This is a genomic window from Enterobacter cloacae complex sp. IR5422 (assembly GCF_049238165.1).
GTDB classification, from domain to species: domain Bacteria; phylum Pseudomonadota; class Gammaproteobacteria; order Enterobacterales; family Enterobacteriaceae; genus Enterobacter; species Enterobacter roggenkampii.
Genome location: NZ_JBMKHT010000019.1, coordinates 1 through 19,604, shown reverse-complemented (window position 1 = coordinate 19,604; position 19,604 = coordinate 1). Strand labels below are relative to the sequence as shown.

Here is a 19,604-nt window from a genome sequence, read left to right as displayed (position 1 = left end):
AAGGCCAGGACGTTTCAGGATGAAACAAACACGTCAGGAAGATGTGTGCAGGATGCGAAAGGTAGACGGATGACCAGGCCTTCGGGCTTCAGGAAAAGTTGTCACGGATGAGCAGGGAGCACGAATTGTAGCTGGAATGCTGCGGAACGAACCGGGAGCACTGTTTTTACAGTGCTCCCTTTTTTTATTTCTGCCTTTCGCAATGCTATGCTGCGCGCCGTTCACATTTTCAGTTGAGGTTACTATGACGCAACACGATAGCGTTCGTGCTCAGTTGCACGCCATCGAAGCCCTTTTGCGCCAACATCAGCTGTGGCAGGAGACCGCGCCGCAGCCAGAAGCGTTCACCAGCACCCAGCCTTTCTGCCTGGATACGCTGGCGCCTTTCGAGTGGCTGCAGTGGGTGTTAATTCCGCGCATGCACGCCCTGCTTGAGGGGGGGCACCCCTTGCCGCAGGCGTTTGCTGTCTCTCCCTATTATGAAATGGCGCTCGACGCGACGCACCCTGCGCGCGACGTCATGCTGGTCGAACTGGAAAAGCTGGATGCCCTGTTTGCCGGTGAAGATGCATGACGCTGGAAATCCTCTATCAGGACGAGTGGCTGGTGGCGGTGAATAAACCGTCAGGCTGGCTGGTGCACCGCAGCTGGCTGGATCGCGACGAGAAAGTGGTGGTGATGCAGACCGTTCGTGACCAGATTGGTCAGCATGTGTTTACCGCCCATCGCCTCGACAGGCCGACCTCCGGCGTGCTGCTGATGGGGCTTTCCAGCGAAGCTGGCCGTCTGCTGGCTCAGCAGTTCGAACAGCACCAGATCCAGAAGCGCTACCACGCGATCGTGCGTGGTTGGCTGACCGAGTCCGCCACCCTGGATTATCCGCTGGTGGAGGAGCTGGACAAAATCGGCGATAAATTTGCCCGGGATGACAAAGGCCCGCAGCCGGCCGTGACGGATTATCGCGGCATGGCGACGACGGAAATGCCGGTGGCCACCAGCAAATTTCCGACCACACGCTACAGCCTGGTTGAGCTTCTGCCCAAAACCGGGCGCAAGCACCAGCTGCGACGCCACCTTGCGCATCTGCGCCACCCGATTATTGGCGACAGCAAACACGGTGATTTGCGCCAGAACCGCAGCGCGGCCGAACACTTTGGCTGCCATCGTCTGATGTTACACGCAAGCGAGCTGAGCTTGATGCACCCGTTTACCGGCGAGCCGCTGACTCTCCGCGCGGGGCTGGACGACGTCTGGATGCAGGCGCTGTCACAGTTTGGCTGGCTGGGACAACTCCCCGAAAATGAAAGGGTTGAGTTTGTATCGGGCAACGTTCAGGATGAAGAGTAAGCGCATTCACTATGGGAAAATAGCATGGCTGAAGTAGGCATTTTTGTCGGCACAATGTACGGCAACTCGCTGCTGGTTGCGGAAGAGGCGGAGGCGATTCTGGCAAGCCAGGGTCATAAAGCCACGGTCTATGAAGATCCGGAGCTGGCGGACTGGGAAAAGTATAAAGATAAATACATTCTGGTGGTGACCTCCACTACCGGGCAGGGCGATCTGCCGGACAGCATCGTGCCGCTGTTCCAGGGCATTAAAGACCAGCTTGGCTATCAGCCAGACGTTCGCTACGGCATCATCGCCCTCGGCGACAGCGCTTACGCTAACTTCTGCGGCGGCGGCAAGCAGTTCGATGCGCTGTTGCAGGAGCAGAGCGCCCAGCGCGTCGGCGAGATGCTGCTGATTGATGCGGGTGAGCACCCGGAGCCAGAAAGCGAATCAAACCCGTGGGTGGAGAACTGGGCCTCACTTCTCAAATAACACTCTGCCCGGCGGCGCTTCGCTTGCGTGGGCCTACGGGTTTTCCAGGCCGGGTCAGGCGTAGCCGCCACCCGGCATTACACTCCGCACCAAACGCCATTTCCGTGAACCACCTTCCACTCCTCTGGGCTTATGCCCTAAACAACCTCCCTCACGCCCTTTAATACTGTGTTTTTGCACGGTGAGGTGAAGAGGCACTCCTTCATATACTTTTCCGGTCACGATAAAACGGCTTCAGGCCGTACCAAAACGACAAAAACCAATCTCATTCTGCTTACCCTACCGGTGCTGTACAGAATGAACCAGGCGAAAGCTATGTTTCAGGAGTGCAACAATGAGTTCATTAAGCCACGCAGCGAGCAGCGCTGAAAAGCGCACCAATGCCCGCTACTGGATAGTGGTGATGCTGTTTATCGTCACGTCCTTTAACTATGGTGACCGCGCCACGCTGTCGATTGCCGGCTCGGAAATGGCAAAAGATATCGGCCTTGATCCCGTGGGCATGGGTTACGTTTTCTCCGCCTTCTCGTGGGCCTACGTCATCGGGCAAATTCCTGGCGGCTGGCTGCTCGACCGCTTTGGCTCGAAACGGGTCTACTTCTGGTCCATCTTCATCTGGTCTGCCTTTACCCTGCTGCAGGGCTTCGTCGATATCTTCAGCGGCTTCGGCATTATCGTCGCGCTCTTCACGCTGCGCTTCCTGGTGGGCTTAGCGGAAGCGCCTTCCTTCCCGGGCAACAGCCGCATTGTGGCGGCCTGGTTCCCGGCGCAGGAGAGGGGAACGGCGGTGGCGATTTTCAACTCCGCACAGTACTTCGCGACGGTGATCTTTGCGCCCATTATGGGCTGGCTAACCCATGAGGTGGGCTGGTCGCACGTGTTCTTCTTTATGGGCGGACTCGGGATCGTCATCAGCTTTATCTGGCTGAAAGTGATCCACGAACCCAACCTGCACCCTGGCGTAAACAAAAAAGAGCTCGAGTACATCGCTGAAGGCGGCGCGCTGATCAACATGGATCAGAAATCCTCGACGGCGAAAGTGCCGTTCAGCCAGAAATGGGCGCAGATCAGGCAGCTTGTCGGATCGCGTATGATGATCGGGATCTATCTGGGCCAGTACTGTATCAACGCCTTGACCTACTTTTTCATCACCTGGTTCCCGGTGTACCTCGTGCAGGCACGCGGCATGTCGATTCTGAAAGCGGGGTTTGTTGCCTCGGTCCCGGCCATCTGTGGCTTCGTGGGGGGCGTGCTCGGCGGGGTGATTTCCGACTGGCTGATGCGCCGCACGGGTTCACTGAACATCGCGCGTAAAACGCCCATCGTGCTCGGCATGCTGCTCTCCATGACCATGGTGTTCTGTAACTACGTCAATGCCGAGTGGATGATTATCGGCTTTATGGCGATGGCCTTCTTCGGCAAAGGCATTGGCGCGCTGGGCTGGGCGGTAATGGCGGATACGGCCCCGAAAGAGATCAGCGGCCTGAGCGGCGGTCTGTTCAACATGTTCGGCAACATCTCCGGGATTGTGACGCCCATCGCTATCGGCTACATCGTCGGTACCACCGGCTCGTTCAACGGTGCGCTAATCTACGTGGGTGTGCATGCGCTGGTGGCGGTCCTGAGTTACCTGGTGCTGGTGGGGGATATCAAACGCGTCGAACTTAAACCTGTTACGGAGCGTGGCTGATGACAACGCAATCGAGCCCTATCGTCACCGAGATGAAGGTCATCCCGGTGGCCGGACAGGACAGCATGCTGCTCAATATTGGCGGCGCCCATAACGCCTGGTTTACCCGTAATATCGTCGTGCTAAAAGACAGCACAGGGAATACCGGCGTGGGCGAGGCCCCTGGCGGAGAGGTGATTTACCAGACGCTGGTCGATGCCATTCCGCAGGTCGTGGGGCAGGAGATTGCCCGTCTGAACAGGGTGGTTCAGCGGGTGCATAAGGGCAACCAGTCGGCAGACTTTGAGACGTTCGGTAAAGGTGCCTGGACGTTTGAACTGCGCGTCAATGCGGTCGCCGCACTGGAAGCGGCTCTGCTCGATTTACTGGGTAAGGCGCTCAATGTCCCGGTCTGCGAGCTGCTGGGGCCCGGCAAACAGCGCGATGCGGTCACCGTGCTGGGCTATCTGTTCTACATTGGCGATCGCAATAAAACCGATCTCCCCTATCTGGCTCGATCCACGGGCGATCACGACTGGTATCGCCTGCGCCACCAGGAAGCGCTCTCCAGCGACGCGGTGGTGCGGCTGGCCGAGGCGGCGCAGGATCGCTACGGCTTTAAGGATTTCAAGCTGAAGGGCGGCGTGCTGCCCGGCGAGCGGGAGATTGAAACGGCCCGGGCGCTGAAAAAGCGCTTCCCGGATGCGCGGATCACCGTCGATCCCAACGGCGCATGGCTGCTGGATGAAGCCATTAGCCTGTGCAAAGGGCTGGGGGATGTCCTGACCTATGCGGAAGACCCCTGCGGCGCGGAACAGGGCTTCTCGGGCCGCGAAGTCATGGCCGAGTTCCGTCGGGCCACCGGGCTGCCGGTGGCGACCAATATGATCGCCACGAACTGGCGCGAAATGGGCCATGCGGTGATGCTCAACGCCGTCGACATTCCGCTGGCGGACCCGCACTTCTGGACGCTCTCAGGCGCGGTCCGCGTGGCGCAGCTGTGCGATGACTGGGGACTCACCTGGGGCTGTCATTCGAACAATCACTTTGATATTTCGCTGGCGATGTTTACCCACGTTGGCGCCGCTGCGCCGGGTAACCCGACCGCCATCGACACGCACTGGATTTGGCAGGAAGGCGAAGCCCGCCTGACGAAAAATCCGCTGGAAATCATCAATGGCAAGATTGCCGTACCGGATGCGCCGGGCCTGGGCGTGGAGCTGGACTGGGATCGGATCCATAAAGCCCATGAGGCGTATAAAAAATTGCCGGGTGGCGCGCGAAACGATGCGGGCCCGATGCAGTACCTTATTCCCGGCTGGACATTTGACCGTAAGCGCCCTGTTTTCGGACGTCACTGATAAAAGGATTACACGATGAGTACTTTTACGACCCCTGTCGTCACTTCCATGCAAATCATTCCGGTTGCGGGCCATGACAGCATGCTGATGAATCTGAGCGGCGCGCACGCGCCGTTCTTCACGCGCAACATTGTCATCATCAAAGACAATGCCGGCCATACCGGCGTGGGTGAAATTCCGGGCGGGGAGAAGATCCGCAAAACGCTGGAGGACGCCATTCCGCTGGTGGTGGGCAAAACGCTGGGTGAGTACAAAAATGTCCTCAACACCGTGCGTAACACCTTTGCCGATCGCGATGCCGGGGGCCGGGGTCTGCAGACCTTCGATCTGCGCACCACTATCCACGTGGTGACCGGCATTGAAGCCGCGATGCTGGATCTGCTGGGCCAGCATCTGGGCGTTAACGTTGCGTCGCTGCTGGGCGAGGGGCAGCAGCGCAGCGAAGTGGAAATGCTGGGCTATCTGTTCTTTGTCGGCGACCGCAAGCTGACGCCACTGCCGTATCAGAGCCAGCCGGATGAACAATGCGACTGGTACCGGCTTCGCCACGACGAGGCAATGACCCCGGATGCGGTGGTGCGCCTGGCGGAAGCGGCATACGAAAAATATGGCTTCAACGATTTCAAACTGAAGGGCGGCGTGCTGGCCGGGGAAGAAGAGGCGGAAGCCGTCACCGCGCTGGCAAAACGTTTCCCGCAGGCGCGTGTGACGCTCGATCCGAACGGGGCCTGGTCCCTTGATGAAGCGATTGCGATCGGCAAGCAGCTGAAAGGCGTGCTGGCCTACGCGGAGGACCCGTGCGGGGCTGAGCAAGGCTTCTCTGGCCGTGAAGTGATGGCGGAATTCCGTCGCGCTACGGGGCTGCCGACCGCGACCAATATGATTGCGACCGACTGGCGTCAGATGGGACACACCTTATCCCTCCAGTCAGTCGATATTCCGCTGGCCGACCCGCACTTCTGGACGATGCAGGGGTCGGTGCGCGTGGCGCAGATGTGCCATGAGTTTGGCCTGACCTGGGGTTCGCACTCCAACAACCACTTCGATATCTCGCTGGCGATGTTCACGCACGTCGCCGCCGCTGCGCCGGGCACGATCACTGCTATCGACACCCACTGGATCTGGCAGGAAGGTAATCAGCGTCTTACTAAGCAGCCGTTTGAGATCAAAGGTGGCATGGTGCAGGTGCCTTCCACGCCGGGGCTGGGGGTTGAGCTGGATATGGATCAGGTCATGAAGGCCCATGAGCTGTATCAGAAACACGGTCTGGGCGCGCGCGACGATGCGATGGCGATGCAGTATCTGATCCCTGACTGGACATTCGACAATAAACGCCCGTGCATGGTACGATAAACGCATTGGGACCGCTCCCATGAGCGGTCTTTTACGTGGTGTATGCTTAACGTAACGACTATGCGTAAGGATGGCTTATGAAAATTGTTATCGCACCGGACTCGTATAAGGAAAGTTTGAGTGCGCTTGAGGTTGCGACAGCGATAGAACGTGGTTTTCGCGAGATCTTTCCCGAGGCGGTTTACGTGAAGCTGCCGGTCGCGGACGGTGGCGAAGGGACGGTTGAGGCGATGATCGCGGCAACGCAGGGAAGCATTGTACATGTTCCGGTGACCGGCCCGCTGGGCGAGCGCGTGGAGGGGTTTTATGGCTTGTCCGGAGATAAGCAGAGCGCCTTTATTGAAATGGCGGCGGCAAGCGGCCTGGAGCGGGTTGCGCCTTCGCAGCGTAATCCGCTGAAAACCACCTCCTGGGGCACGGGCGAACTGATTCGTCACGCGCTGGATGTGGGCGTTAAGCATATTATTATTGGCATTGGCGGCAGCGCTACCAACGACGGCGGCGCAGGGATGGTGCAGGCGCTGGGGGCGAAGCTGCTGGACGACAATGAACAGCCTCTTGGGCAGGGCGGGGGCGAGCTGGGAAAACTCGCGCGTATCGACCTGAGCGGGCTGGACAAGCGTCTGGTGGAATGCCGGATTGAGGTGGCCTGCGATGTAACCAATCCGCTTACCGGGAACGATGGCGCGTCAGCGGTATTCGGCCCGCAGAAGGGCGCCACACCCGAGATGATCGTCACCCTGGACAATGCGCTTGCGCACTATGCGAGCGTCATTGCCCGGGATCTGGATATCGACGTGCTGAACCTTGCTGGCGGCGGCGCGGCGGGGGGCATGGGCGCGGCGCTCTACGCCTTTTGCGGCGCGCAGCTGCGCCAGGGCATTGAGATCGTCACCGATGCGCTACACCTGGCCGACCAGGTGGCCGATGCGGATCTGGTGATCACGGGGGAAGGCCGCATTGACAGCCAGACGATCCACGGCAAAGTCCCGGTGGGGGTGGCGAAGGTGGCAAAACGCTTTAACAAACCCGTTATTGGCATTGCAGGCAGCCTGACGGCGGACGTTGGCGTGGTACACGATCACGGCATTGATGCCGTGTTTAGCGTGATCTACACCATCTGCACGCTGGAAGACGCGCTGGAAAATGCCGGCGAGAACGTCAGGATGGCCGCAAGGAATATCGCGGCGGTGCTGAAAGTGGGGCAGGCATTTTAGCTGTGATTGCCGGGTGGCGGCTTCGCCTTACCCGGCCTACGTTAGTGCACCTGTAGGCCCGGCAAGCGTAGCGCCACCGGGCTTTTACCTCAGCTCCCCAACACCTTCATCGCTTCGCGCGTCACGTTATCCATTTCATCCAGCAGCTCCAGGAACTCCGGTTCAAGCTCCGATTCCGGCGTGCCCGCACGCAGCTGCTGCTCCAGAAGCTGACAGAGGTTTTTCAGCCGCGGTACGCCGCTGTACCCGCAGCTGCCGTGCAGCTTGTGGATTGCGTCCAGCAGATCTTCCGGGTTTTCACCCACCAGCTGCTCTTCCACCTTGTTGCGAATTTCCGGCAGAAACGCGACCAGCATTTGCAGCATGTCGCGGGCCAAATCGGGTTTACCTGCCGCCTGGCGCAGCGCGAGCTGCCAGTCAAAGGTGGCGTTCTGATTAACGCTTATCTCAGCCTGCTCGCTGGAAACCGTGTACGTTCCGCCAATATGACCCGGCTTGTAGCGCAACAGCAGGCTATGAAGTTTCTCTTCATCGATGGGCTTCGCCAGGTAATCATTCATCCCGGCGCTCAGCAGCTTCTCCTTCTGGCCCGCCATCGCGTGCGCGGTGACAGCAATAACCGGCGTTTGCTGCTGATGCGGCAACTGGTGGATCAGCTCGCAGGCCCGGATGCCGTCCATGCCCGGCATCTGAATATCCATCAGGATTAAATCGAACTGCATCTGCTTAGCCTGTTCAACCGCCTGCGCGCCGCTGGTGCACAGCTCCACATGCTGAACCTGGTCCTCAAGCAATGCGCCAATGAGCTTCAGGTTGGCCGGATTATCATCCACCGCCATCACGCTCATCGGCAATTTTTGCTCATCGTTAATCAGCGGAAGGGCATGCTGGCTAAGACGGCAATATTCCGTGAGGGCTGGCAGCAAACGGGTTGCGGTCAGTGGTTTCAAAAGGCACGCGGCCGCGCCGTCGTTTTTCAGTTCTTCCGCGTTGAGCTGCCCATGGCACGGCAGCGCCAGCAGCAGGTAGTCGGTCATCGACGCGGCTTTCGCCAGGCGCTCCTGCTGCATGGTCAACTCGCCGGTGAAGGTTACCGGAATGCCCATCAGCAGAATATCGTAATGCTCTACGGCAAGCGCCGAGAAGGTGGGGCTGTAGACCACCTCCAGCGGCGTGGTGCTTAAGATGTCGAGCGTACACTGCGCCGCCGCAGCGTTAGGTTCAACGTAGGCCAGACGCTTGCCTTTCAGGCAGTCCGTCACCGGGCCATCGGTCAGCACGTTCGGATTAAGGTCCAGATTAATGTGGAACCAGAAGGTTGAACCGCGGTTTGGCTGGCTGTGGAAAGAGATATCGCCGCCCATCTCGTTCACCAGGCGCTGGGTGATCACCAGCCCCAGACCGGTACCGCCATGACGGCGGGAGATGCTGGCGTCCGCCTGACGGAACGCCTGGAACAGACGCGACTGGTCGCGCTCCGGAATGCCGATGCCGGTATCGCGGATCTGGACTTCAATCTGGACCTTATTGCTGCTGATCGAGCGTTTCTCTACCAGGATGTCGATATTACCGCTTTCGGTGAACTTAATGGCATTCCCGACAAGGTTGGTTATGACCTGCTGCAGGCGCAGCGGATCGCCAATAACGTTATCCGGCACGTCGTTTTTAATGTTAAGCGTCAGCTCCAGGCCTTTGTCGTGCGACGAGTGCGCGAGCAGCGTCACCACTTCATCCAGCGTGCTGCGCAGCGGGAAGGGGATACTCTCGAGGATCAGCTTGCCCGCTTCCAGCTTGGAGAAGTCCAGCACGTCGTTAATGATCGCCAGCAGGTTGTTGGCCGAGCGTTCAATGGTGTGCAGGTGATCCCGCTGAGTGGGGTTGAGCTCGCTTTTCAGGGTCAGACGGGTAAAGCCGATCACGCCATTGAGCGGCGTGCGCAGCTCGTGCGACATATTGGCAAGGAATTCCGATTTAATACGCGCCGCTTCCTGAGCGCGCTTTTTCGCCAGATCCAGCTCAACGTTCTGGATCTCCATCTGCTCCAGCGTTTCGCGCAGGTCGGACGTCGCCTGGTCAACGTTGTGCTGCATCTCTTCGTGATACGCCGCCAGCGACATCGCCATCGAGTTGATGCCGTTTTTCAGCATATCCAGCTCGCCCAGCATAAACCCTTCCACACGGCTGTCGAGCTGTCCCCGGCGAATGCGGTCAACCGTGTTAACCATGTTGCGGATGGGACCCGTCACGTCGCGCATCAGGCGCCAGCCGAAGATCAGCGCAATGCCGATGCAGAACAGCATCATCACGCCGGAAATGAAGATCTCTTTGTACTGCTGTAGCCGGACCGACTTGAGATCCAGCTCCAGCGCCACATATCCCAGCATATTATTGCTGGATTTGGCGTCGGATTGCGCAGACTCATCGGGGGAATAGCTTTCCGACACGATCGGCGTGCGCAGGATCATGATATCGCCGCGCCGCAATACGGTGAGGTGGCGCGGGAACGGCGTACCGTCCGGGATTTTCAGTGCTGCCGGATCGAGATGAAAGTTTGAGGTGACGAACAGGCGGTTATGTTCGTCGTAAACGGAAATGGCGCGTACGATGTCCGAGTGGCGGCGGTGGAGTACGCTGATTAACTGCCCAATGGATTCGCGGTTTTGCAGGTTCATGCCGTACTCGCTGGAGACGGCAAGCGGTTCGATAATGCTGGCGCCTGCATCTTCCAGCTGTCGCTGCAAATCGTTATAGCGGTGCACCACAAAGAAGATACTCAGCAGCAAACCGATGAGAACGGTGGGGGCGAGGATCAAAATCATCATGCGCGCGCGCAGGCTGTAGTTGGTCATGGCGTTCCGTTATGGGACAATTAAGATAATTATGGTTATGTGAGAAAAATCTCTGCGATGGCGCAATTCTACTCTGCAAAGCGACGCGTGACGACGCGTCAAATCATCACTGTTGAGGCCACGGAACTCGATCCGTTTGGCCAGGGAGTGGCACGTCACAATGGTAAGGCTCTGTTTATAACAGGTTTACTGCCAGCAGAACGAGCAGAAATTACGCTGACGGAAGATAAACGCCAGTTTGCGCGCGGGCAGGTTAAGCGTCGCCTCAGCGATAGCCCGGAGCGTGTGGCACCCCGCTGCCCCCATTTTGGCGTGTGCGGCGGCTGCCAGCAACAGCATGCGAGCACAGAATTACAGCAAAAAAGCAAAAGCCGCGCGCTGGCGCGTCTGCTCAAACATGACGTTAACGAAATTGTTGCCGATGAGCCCTGGGGCTATCGTCGTCGCGCGCGCCTGAGCCTCAGCTATCAGCCAAAAACGGAGCGGCTGGAGATGGGGTTTCGCAAGGCCGGCTCCAGCGACATCGTTGACGTGAAGCAGTGCCCCATTTTGGTGCCCCATCTTGAGGCATTGCTTCCGGAAGTGCGCATCTGCCTCTCCGGGCTGGACGGCGTACGCCATCTTGGGCACGTCGAACTGGTCATGGCAAACAATGGCCCGCTGATGGTGCTGCGCCATACCGCGCCGTTGTCGAAGAAAGATCGCGAAAAACTGGAACGCTTTTCGCATTCCCACGACCTGGCGCTTTTCTTGGCACCACAAAGCGAGATACTTGAACAGGTTACCGGTGAGGCGCCCTGGTATGCGTCAAACGGGCTACGCTTAACGTTCAGCCCGCGGGATTTCATTCAGGTTAATGATGGTGTTAACCAGCAGATGGTGGCGAAAGCGCTGGCGTGGCTGGACGTTCAGAAAAGCGACCGGGTGCTCGATCTGTTCTGCGGAATGGGCAACTTCACGCTGCCGCTGGCGCAAGAAGCGGCCAGCGTCGTCGGCGTGGAAGGCGTTGAGGCGCTGGTGGCGAAAGGGCAGGAGAACGCGCGGCAGAACGGCTTGCAAAATGTGACATTCTTTCATCAAAATCTTGAGGACGATGTCACCCAACAGCCGTGGGCAAAGCAGGGCTTTGATAAAATTTTGCTCGACCCGGCGCGTGCCGGTGCCCCGGGCGTGATGGCACATATTATTAAACTCGCGCCAAAGCGTGTGGTCTATGTTTCCTGTAACCCGGCAACGCTTGCCCGGGACAGCGAGGCACTGCTCAGCGCGGGTTACCAGATTCAGCGTCTGGCAATGCTGGACATGTTCCCGCACACTGGGCATCTGGAATCGATGGTGTTGTTCGAGCACATCTAATTTGTTTGGCTTGTCGACTTCGACAGGCCCTGGTCCCTAAAGGAGAGGACAATGGTTGCGGTAAGAAGTGCACATCTCAATAAAGCTGGGGAGTTTGACCCACAAAAATGGATCGCAAGTCTGGGAATTTCCAGCCAGCAGTCGTGTGAACGCTTAACCGAAACCTGGGCCTATTGTCTGCGCACCACGCAGGGGCATCCCGACGCCGATCTTCTCCTGTGGCGCGGCGTGGAGATGGTTGAAATCCTGTCCATGCTGAACATGGACATCGAAACGCTGCAGGCCGCGCTGCTCTTCCCCCTCGCGGATGCGGACGTGGTCAGCGAAGACGTGCTGCGCGACAGCGTCGGAAAATCCGTCGTCGCGCTGATCCACGGCGTGCGCGATATGGCAGCCATTCGTCAGCTCAAAGCCGCGCATACGGATTCCGTCTCCTCAGAGCAGGTCGATAACGTTCGCCGGATGCTGCTGGCCATGGTGGATGATTTCCGCTGCGTGGTCATCAAGCTGGCCGAGCGTATTGCCCATCTGCGAGAGGTGAAGGATGCGCCGGAAGACGAGCGCGTGCTGGCTGCCAAAGAGTGTACGAACATCTATGCGCCGCTGGCGAACCGGCTGGGGATTGGTCAGCTGAAGTGGGAGCTGGAAGATTACTGCTTCCGCTATCTGCACCCGGCGGAATACAAACGGATTGCCAAACTCCTGCACGAGCGCCGCATCGACCGCGAGCACTATATCGAGGAATTTGTCGGCGGCCTGCGCCAGGCGATGAAAGAAGAGAACGTGCGCGCTGAAGTCTACGGTCGACCAAAGCACATCTACAGTATCTGGCGCAAAATGCAGAAGAAACACCTCGCCTTTGACGAGCTGTTTGACGTGCGCGCCGTGCGTATCGTGGCGGAGCGTCTGCAGGACTGCTACGCCGCGCTGGGGATAGTGCACACGCACTTCCGCCATCTGCCCGATGAGTTTGACGACTATGTCGCCAACCCCAAACCGAACGGCTATCAGTCAATCCATACCGTGGTGCTTGGACCTGGCGGTAAAACGGTCGAGATTCAGATCCGCACCAAACAGATGCACGAGGACGCCGAGCTGGGCGTTGCCGCGCACTGGAAATACAAAGAAGGCACGTCCGGCGGGGCGCGTTCTGGCCACGAAGACCGCATTGCCTGGCTGCGTAAGCTGATTGCGTGGCAGGAAGAGATGGCCGATTCCGGCGAGATGCTCGACGAAGTGCGCAGCCAGGTCTTTGACGATCGCGTCTACGTCTTTACCCCGAAAGGGGACGTTGTCGACCTGCCGGCCGGCTCTACGCCGCTCGATTTTGCCTACCACATCCATAGCGATGTGGGGCACCGCTGCATCGGGGCGAAAATTGGCGGGCGTATCGTACCGTTCACCTATCAGCTGCAGATGGGCGACCAGATTGAAATCATTACCCAGAAGCAGCCGAACCCGAGCCGGGACTGGCTTAACCCGAACCTGGGGTATGTCACCACCAGCCGAGGGCGCTCGAAGATTCACGCCTGGTTCCGTAAACAGGATCGAGACAAGAATATCCTTGCCGGTCGCCAGATCCTTGACGACGAGCTGGAGCATATCGGGATCAGCCTGAAAGAGGCGGAGAAATTCCTGCTGCCGCGCTACAACTTCAACGAGCTTGATGAGCTGTTAGCGGCGATTGGCGGCGGTGATATTCGTCTGAATCAGATGGTGAACTTCCTGCAGGCGCAGTTCAATAAGCCAAGCGCGGAAGAGCAGGACGCGGCGGCGCTGAAGCAGCTGCAGCAGAAAACCTACGCGCCGCAGCAGCGCAGCAAAGACAACGGCCGCGTGGTGGTCGAAGGTGTCGGTAACCTGATGCACCACATTGCCCGCTGCTGTCAGCCAATTCCAGGCGACGATATCGTCGGCTTTATCACCCAGGGGCGCGGGATCTCGATCCACCGCTCCGACTGCGACCAGCTTGCCGAGCTGCAGTCCCATGCGCCGGAGCGCATCGTGGAAGCGGTCTGGGGCGAGAGCTACTCCGCCGGCTACTCGCTGGTGGTGCGCGTCACTGCCAACGACCGCAGCGGCCTGCTGCGCGACATCACGACCATTCTCGCCAACGAGAAGGTCAACGTGCTGGGCGTCGCCAGCCGCAGCGATACCCGCGAGCAGCTTGCCACCATCGATATGACCATCGAAATCTATAACCTGCAGGTGCTGGGCCGCGTGCTTGGCAAGCTGAACCAGGTGCCGGATGTGATTGACGCGCGTCGTCTGCACGGCGGCTAAACATCCTCTTCCGTAGGCCGGGTAAGGCAACGCCGCCACCCGGCATTTTTTCATCAGGACAGTATTATGACTCAAATCGACCGCCTGCTCGGCATCATGAAACGCCTGCGCGACCCGGAAAACGGCTGCCCGTGGGACAAAGAGCAGACTTTCGCCACCATCGCCCCGTACACCCTTGAAGAGACCTACGAGGTGCTGGACGCGATTTCCCGTGAAGATTTTGACGACCTGCGCGGCGAGCTGGGCGATCTGCTTTTCCAGGTTGTGTTCTACGCGCAGATGGCGCAGGAAGAGGGGCGCTTTAAATTTGACGATATCTGCGCTGCCATCAGCGACAAGCTTGAGCGCCGTCATCCCCATATTTTCGGTGACGCTACCGCAGGAACCAGCACCGAAGTCCTGGCCCGCTGGGAGCAGATCAAAAGCGCCGAGCGGGCAGAAAAATCCCAGCACTCCGCGCTGGACGACATTCCACTGAGCCTGCCCGCGCTGATGCGCGCGCACAAAATCCAGAAACGCTGCTCCGCCGTGGGGTTTGACTGGACCTCCCTCGGCCCGGTGCTGGATAAAGTGCACGAAGAGATTGACGAGGTGATGCACGAAGCGCAGCAGGCGGTGGTGGATGAAGCAAAGCTTGAGGAAGAGATGGGCGATCTGCTGTTTGCGACCGTCAACCTTTCTCGCCACCTGGGTGTAAAAGCGGAAACGGCGCTGCAAAAAGCCAACCTTAAGTTCGAACGCCGCTTTCGCGAAGTGGAGCGGATTGTCGCCTCGCGAGGCCTGGAAATGAGCGGTATTGACCTCGACGCGATGGAAGAAGTCTGGCAGGAAGTAAAGCGCCAGGAATCTGATCTCTAACGAAATTTTGCGATCAAGCGCAATTTGTGTGATTTTTTAAATGACAAGCGCTTGATTTGCGTCAAAAACATTTACCCAAAAGGGGCTATTTTCTCACTCCTTATATTTGTCATGGCCTGGAATGGAGACGGAGAATGAAAGTTTGTGGCGCTCGCCGTGTTCGGGTATACTACTTTCCCGTCCTGGTTATTCCATCGTTTCACCCTAACTTCTCAGGTTCAGCATGACAACGAACTATATTTTTGTGACCGGCGGGGTCGTATCCTCTCTGGGTAAAGGCATTGCCGCAGCCTCCCTCGCAGCCATTCTTGAAGCCCGTGGCCTCAATGTGACCATGATGAAACTGGATCCGTACATCAACGTCGATCCTGGCACCATGAGCCCAACCCAACACGGGGAAGTGTTCGTTACTGAAGACGGCGCTGAAACCGATCTGGATCTTGGCCACTACGAGCGTTTCATTCGTACCAAAATGACCCGTCGTAATAACTTCACGACTGGCCGCATCTACTCTGACGTTCTGCGTAAAGAGCGCCGTGGTGACTATCTGGGCGCGACCGTGCAGGTTATCCCACACATCACTAACGCCATCAAAGAGCGTGTCCTTGCCGGTGGCGAAGGGCATGACGTTGTGCTGGTTGAAATCGGCGGTACCGTGGGTGATATCGAATCCCTGCCGTTCCTCGAAGCGATTCGTCAGCTGGCGGTAGACATTGGTCGTGAACACGCGCTGTTCATGCACCTGACGCTGGTGCCTTACATGGCGGCGGCAGGTGAAGTGAAAACCAAACCGACCCAGCACTCTGTTAAAGAGCTGCTCTCTATCGGTATTCAGCCTGACATCCTGGTTTGCCGTTCCGATCGCGCCATTCCGGCGAACGAACGTGCGAAAATTGCATTGTTCTGTAACGTGCCTGAAAAAGCCGTTATTTCAATGAAAGATGTCGATTCCATTTATAAAATCCCGGGCCTGTTGAAATCACAGGGTCTGGACGATTATATTTGTAAACGATTCAGCTTGAACTGTCCGGAAGCTAACCTGTCTGAATGGGAACAGGTTATTTACGAAGAAGCCAACCCGGCAGGCGAAGTGACTATCGGTATGGTCGGCAAGTACATCGAGCTGCCGGATGCCTATAAGTCCGTGATCGAAGCGCTGAAACACGGTGGTCTGAAGAACCGTGTCTCCGTGAACATCAAGCTGATTGATTCGCAGGATGTTGAAACGCGTGGCGTTGAAATCCTGAAAGATCTGGATGCTATCCTTATCCCTGGCGGCTTCGGCTACCGTGGTGTAGAAGGCAAGATCGCCACCGCGCGTTATGCGCGTGAAAACAATATTCCATACCTCGGCATCTGTCTGGGTATGCAGGTTGCGCTGATCGAATTTGCGCGCAACGTAGCGGGAATGGAAAACGCGAACTCTACGGAATTTGTGCCAGACTGTAAGTACCCTGTTGTGGCGCTTATCACTGAATGGCGTGATGAAGACGGTAACGTCGAAGTCCGTACCGAGAAGAGCGATCTGGGTGGCACTATGCGTCTCGGCGCACAGGCCTGCCAGCTGACTGACGATAGCGTGGTTCGCAAGCTGTACGGCGAGCCGGTCATCACCGAGCGCCATCGTCACCGCTATGAAGTCAACAACATGCTGTTGAAACAAATTGAAGCTGCGGGTCTGCGTGTTGCGGGCCGCTCCGGGGATGATCAGTTAGTCGAGATCATCGAAGTGCCAAACCATCCGTGGTTTGTCGCCTGCCAGTTCCACCCGGAATTTACTTCAACGCCACGTGACGGGCATCCGCTGTTTGCAGGCTTCGTAAAAGCCGCCAGCGACTACCAGAAGCGTCAGGCGAAGTAAAAAAAGTTAGAACGGCAACGCGTACCTTTGGTACGCGTTGTTTGTCTGGAGTTTTAGTTTAACTTGTACTGAGGAAAATCTAATGTCCAAAATCGTTAAAGTCATCGGTCGTGAAATCATCGACTCCCGTGGTAACCCGACCGTTGAAGCCGAAGTTCATCTGGAAGGTGGTTTCGTCGGTATGGCAGCTGCTCCATCAGGTGCTTCTACCGGTTCCCGCGAAGCGCTGGAACTGCGTGATGGCGACAAATCCCGTTTCATGGGCAAAGGCGTACTGAAAGCGGTTGGCGCTGTTAACGGTCCTATTGCTCAGGCTATCGTTGGCAAAGATGCCAAAGATCAGGCTGGCATCGACAAGATCATGATCGATCTGGACGGTACTGAAAACAAATCTAACTTCGGTGCGAACGCAATCCTGGCCGTTTCCCTGGCGAACGCCAAAGCGGCTGCGGCGGCTAAAGGTATGCCACTGTTCGAGCACATCGCTGAACTGAACGGCACCCCAGGCAAATACTCCATGCCTGTACCAATGATGAACATCATCAACGGTGGTGAGCACGCAGACAACAACGTTGATATTCAGGAATTCATGATTCAGCCAGTTGGCGCGAAATCCCTGAAAGAAGCAGTACGTATGGGTTCTGAAGTGTTCCACAACCTGGCTAAAGTTCTGAAAGCTAAAGGTATGAACACGGCTGTGGGTGACGAAGGTGGCTATGCGCCAAACCTGGGTTCTAACGCAGAAGCACTGGCTGTTATCGCAGAAGCGGTAAAAGCAGCGGGCTACGAGCTGGGCAAAGACATCACCCTGGCGATGGACTGTGCAGCATCTGAATTCTACAAAGACGGTAAATACGTTCTGGCTGGCGAAGGCAACAAAGCGTTCACCTCCGAAGAGTTCACTCACTTCCTGGAAGACCTGACCAAACAGTACCCAATCGTGTCTATCGAAGACGGTCTGGACGAGTCTGACTGGGCTGGCTTCGCATACCAGACTAAAGTACTGGGCGACAAAATCCAGCTGGTGGGTGACGACCTGTTCGTAACCAACACCAAGATCCTGAAAGAAGGTATCGAGAAAGGCATCGTTAACTCCATCCTGATCAAATTCAACCAGATCGGTTCTCTGACCGAAACGCTGGCTGCGATCAAAATGGCGAAAGACGCTGGCTACACCGCGGTTATCTCTCACCGTTCTGGCGAAACTGAAGACGCTACCATCGCTGACCTGGCTGTGGGTACCGCTGCTGGCCAGATCAAAACCGGTTCTATGAGCCGTTCTGACCGTGTTGCTAAATACAACCAGCTGATTCGTATCGAAGAAGCGCTGGGCGAAAAAGCACCATACAACGGTCGTAAAGAGATCAAAGGCCAGGCATAATCGCTTAAGCCTTAACATGAAAATGCCAGTCGAATGACTGGCATTTTTTTTGGCTATTTAAAATCGACCGCCATTTGCTCCGGAATGGTCAGCCCCCGGGTGGTTTGCACGCAGCGGGCAATATAATCCGTAAACCGGGGTGGCTTCGGCATCCCCATGCTCAGCAGCTTATCGTTGCTGAATCGCACGTTAAGCGTGGCAAACGCACCGTATAACCGCATGGCCCTCAGCATCAGACGTTCGTTGCACGGGCCAAAAATCGTTTTCAGTTCACGGCGCATTCTGACCAGCGTTTCGTAGCTGACCTGTGCGTACTTATCGCCGACGGGTGCTTTCTCCAGCGCCTGCGCCATCGCATTATCAATATCCGCAAAGCGAACGCTGTTCTCTTCTCCGGCCGAAATGTGTACCACTTCCCCCGGACGCGCGTTGCTGTTGAGCAGCATTAACAGCGCGTCGGCGCAATAATCCACCGGGACAACGTCGATCCGGTCCTCCATCGAGCACATAAACTTCTGCAGCATCAGGCCCATGCTGAAGACCCAGAAAATACTGCTCGAGGGCGTGCAGCCGTGGCGGGTATGGCCGACAACGATGGACGGACGCGCGATGAGCAACGGCAGGTTCGGACATTCCTGGCGCATCAGTTGTTCGATGGTTGACTTCGAAAACGTGTATTCCACCAGGTGTTCAGCATTCTCTCTGAATTCGGCGCTTTCGGCGACCAGGGAATCCTGCTCCGGCGTACATGACATTGCCGTGCCCACGTGGAGGAAGCGTTGTAGCGTTGAAACCTGCTCCATGCGGCGCGCCAGTGCCAGCGTTCCTTCCACGTTGACCTTCCAGATGAGCGGGTTGTTACCAAATGAGGCAACAGCTGCACAGTTCACGACATGCGTGACCTGGTCCAGACGCGGATCGTTCAGGAAGGCTTCAGGCTGGCTGAGATCGCCAATGAGGATATTGTCCACGCTCAGAGTGGCCAGTTTGTCCTCAGGAACGTTGAACTTGCGCATGTTCTCCAGCACGCGCTCCAGCCCGCTCTGCGGATCGCTGGCACGCGCGAGCAAAAGCAGTTTTACGGATTGATCGCTGGTCAGAATTTTTTCCAGTACTGCACCGCCCAGAAACCCCGTCACGCCTGTAATCATTAACATCTTCATTAATACCGTCTCATTATGATTGATGAGGCGGATTGTAGGCGTGCAAAAGTAAACGGCATTTAAATAATAAAACGCCGAAATAGACAGCATCTTAAGCTTATTTTAAGGAAAGGAATTCAGGTGGAGATATTGGACATTACAGGCAGGGTGAAAATTCAATTTATTAAAATGAATATTTCAACCTTATGATTTCAAAGTTCTTTTTGTGGTGCTCATCGGATGGTAAACTTAATTCTAAATGTAATAAATATAATACTTTGTTACACCAAACATTTACCGGATAAATCATTTAAACACCACTTAACTTAAGGAAGTTGCGATTAAGTGGTCCGCAGCTCCCGATATGACGCCCCAAACCGTCCTTTATCGACGTCCTGTGGCTCAATTTTCCAATTTTCAGCCCAAAATCGTCTCTTCGTGGCTGATTTTGGC

The 19,604-nt window shown here is 56.9% G+C and carries 14 protein-coding genes; 12 read left to right on the top strand and 2 right to left on the bottom strand.

All coding sequences use genetic code 11. From position 1 onward, the window contains the following. Nucleotides 1-244: 244 nt before the first annotated feature. The 7 genes from ACOTXT_RS11400 to ACOTXT_RS11370 all read left to right on the top strand — a co-directional run bounded on the left by ACOTXT_RS11400 (nucleotide 245) and on the right by ACOTXT_RS11370 (nucleotide 7,421). A complete protein-coding gene (locus tag ACOTXT_RS11400; RefSeq protein WP_046091902.1) occupies nucleotides 245-574 on the top strand; it encodes a YqcC family protein in 330 nt (109 codons plus the stop codon). Beyond that, nucleotides 571-1,347: a tRNA pseudouridine(65) synthase TruC gene (gene truC, locus ACOTXT_RS11395; protein WP_023325990.1), complete on the top strand. Its 777-nt coding sequence runs from the start codon at nucleotides 571-573 to the stop codon at nucleotides 1,345-1,347. Before ACOTXT_RS11400 ends, truC begins: the two co-directional genes overlap by 4 nt. Nucleotides 1,348-1,371: 24 nt before the next feature. Further along, nucleotides 1,372-1,821: a flavodoxin gene (locus ACOTXT_RS11390; RefSeq protein ID WP_008499636.1), complete on the top strand. Its 450-nt coding sequence runs from the start codon at nucleotides 1,372-1,374 to the stop codon at nucleotides 1,819-1,821. 334 nt (nucleotides 1,822-2,155) lie between these two features. Next, complete coding sequence (gene gudP / locus ACOTXT_RS11385; RefSeq protein ID WP_063618215.1) at nucleotides 2,156-3,511, top strand: galactarate/glucarate/glycerate transporter GudP; 1,356 nt, start codon at nucleotides 2,156-2,158, stop codon at nucleotides 3,509-3,511. After that, the gene (locus tag ACOTXT_RS11380) at nucleotides 3,511-4,851 is read left to right on the top strand and encodes an enolase C-terminal domain-like protein (RefSeq protein WP_333165187.1); all 1,341 of its coding nucleotides are present in this window, start codon (nucleotides 3,511-3,513) and stop codon (nucleotides 4,849-4,851) included. The genes gudP and ACOTXT_RS11380 overlap by 1 nt, the downstream gene beginning before the upstream one ends. 15 nt (nucleotides 4,852-4,866) lie before the next feature. Continuing rightward, nucleotides 4,867-6,204, top strand: coding sequence for a glucarate dehydratase (gudD, locus tag ACOTXT_RS11375; RefSeq protein ID WP_058653944.1), 1,338 nt, complete (start codon nucleotides 4,867-4,869; stop codon nucleotides 6,202-6,204). Between the two features lie 77 nt (nucleotides 6,205-6,281). Beyond that, nucleotides 6,282-7,421 carry a glycerate kinase gene (locus ACOTXT_RS11370; RefSeq protein WP_233396042.1) on the top strand — a complete coding sequence of 380 codons (1,140 nt, stop codon included), beginning with the start codon at nucleotides 6,282-6,284 and terminating at the stop codon, nucleotides 7,419-7,421. A gap of 89 nt (nucleotides 7,422-7,510) precedes the next feature. On the opposite strand, the gene barA is transcribed toward ACOTXT_RS11370, so the two are convergent. Continuing rightward, entirely contained in the window at nucleotides 7,511-10,270 is a 2,760-nt protein-coding gene (barA, locus tag ACOTXT_RS11365; RefSeq protein ID WP_021241900.1) for a two-component sensor histidine kinase BarA, read from the bottom strand. 57 nt (nucleotides 10,271-10,327) lie between these two features. Between barA and rlmD the strand changes: the two genes are divergently transcribed. From rlmD to eno, 5 genes are all read left to right on the top strand, one after another. Next, nucleotides 10,328-11,626: a 23S rRNA (uracil(1939)-C(5))-methyltransferase RlmD gene (rlmD, locus tag ACOTXT_RS11360; protein ID WP_333165181.1), complete on the top strand. Its 1,299-nt coding sequence runs from the start codon at nucleotides 10,328-10,330 to the stop codon at nucleotides 11,624-11,626. A gap of 51 nt (nucleotides 11,627-11,677) precedes the next feature. Then, nucleotides 11,678-13,909, top strand: coding sequence for a GTP diphosphokinase (relA, locus tag ACOTXT_RS11355; RefSeq protein ID WP_008499628.1), 2,232 nt, complete (start codon nucleotides 11,678-11,680; stop codon nucleotides 13,907-13,909). A gap of 66 nt (nucleotides 13,910-13,975) precedes the next feature. After that, nucleotides 13,976-14,767 carry a nucleoside triphosphate pyrophosphohydrolase gene (mazG, locus tag ACOTXT_RS11350; RefSeq protein WP_063618210.1) on the top strand — a complete coding sequence of 264 codons (792 nt, stop codon included), beginning with the start codon at nucleotides 13,976-13,978 and terminating at the stop codon, nucleotides 14,765-14,767. 223 nt (nucleotides 14,768-14,990) lie between these two features. Continuing rightward, the gene (gene pyrG / locus ACOTXT_RS11345) at nucleotides 14,991-16,628 is read left to right on the top strand and encodes a glutamine hydrolyzing CTP synthase (RefSeq protein ID WP_008499626.1); all 1,638 of its coding nucleotides are present in this window, start codon (nucleotides 14,991-14,993) and stop codon (nucleotides 16,626-16,628) included. 82 nt (nucleotides 16,629-16,710) lie between these two features. Next, complete coding sequence (gene eno, locus ACOTXT_RS11340) at nucleotides 16,711-18,009, top strand: phosphopyruvate hydratase (protein ID WP_003862715.1); 1,299 nt, start codon at nucleotides 16,711-16,713, stop codon at nucleotides 18,007-18,009. Between the two features lie 53 nt (nucleotides 18,010-18,062). On the opposite strand, the gene ACOTXT_RS11335 is transcribed toward eno, so the two are convergent. Then, a complete protein-coding gene (locus ACOTXT_RS11335) occupies nucleotides 18,063-19,172 on the bottom strand; it encodes an SDR family oxidoreductase (RefSeq protein WP_008499625.1) in 1,110 nt (369 codons plus the stop codon). Nucleotides 19,173-19,604 lie beyond the last annotated feature (432 nt).

Coding starts and splice junctions, on each gene's coding strand:
- ACOTXT_RS11400 (WP_046091902.1), top strand. CDS start 245: ATGACGCAACACGATAGCGTTCGTGCTCAGTTGCACGCCATCGAAGCC.
- truC (WP_023325990.1), top strand. CDS start 571: ATGACGCTGGAAATCCTCTATCAGGACGAGTGGCTGGTGGCGGTGAAT.
- ACOTXT_RS11390 (WP_008499636.1), top strand. CDS start 1,372: ATGGCTGAAGTAGGCATTTTTGTCGGCACAATGTACGGCAACTCGCTG.
- gudP (WP_063618215.1), top strand. CDS start 2,156: ATGAGTTCATTAAGCCACGCAGCGAGCAGCGCTGAAAAGCGCACCAAT.
- ACOTXT_RS11380 (WP_333165187.1), top strand. CDS start 3,511: ATGACAACGCAATCGAGCCCTATCGTCACCGAGATGAAGGTCATCCCG.
- gudD (WP_058653944.1), top strand. CDS start 4,867: ATGAGTACTTTTACGACCCCTGTCGTCACTTCCATGCAAATCATTCCG.
- ACOTXT_RS11370 (WP_233396042.1), top strand. CDS start 6,282: ATGAAAATTGTTATCGCACCGGACTCGTATAAGGAAAGTTTGAGTGCG.
- barA (WP_021241900.1), bottom strand. CDS start 10,270: ATGACCAACTACAGCCTGCGCGCGCGCATGATGATTTTGATCCTCGCC.
- rlmD (WP_333165181.1), top strand. CDS start 10,328: ATGGCGCAATTCTACTCTGCAAAGCGACGCGTGACGACGCGTCAAATC.
- relA (WP_008499628.1), top strand. CDS start 11,678: ATGGTTGCGGTAAGAAGTGCACATCTCAATAAAGCTGGGGAGTTTGAC.
- mazG (WP_063618210.1), top strand. CDS start 13,976: ATGACTCAAATCGACCGCCTGCTCGGCATCATGAAACGCCTGCGCGAC.
- pyrG (WP_008499626.1), top strand. CDS start 14,991: ATGACAACGAACTATATTTTTGTGACCGGCGGGGTCGTATCCTCTCTG.
- eno (WP_003862715.1), top strand. CDS start 16,711: ATGTCCAAAATCGTTAAAGTCATCGGTCGTGAAATCATCGACTCCCGT.
- ACOTXT_RS11335 (WP_008499625.1), bottom strand. CDS start 19,172: ATGAAGATGTTAATGATTACAGGCGTGACGGGGTTTCTGGGCGGTGCA.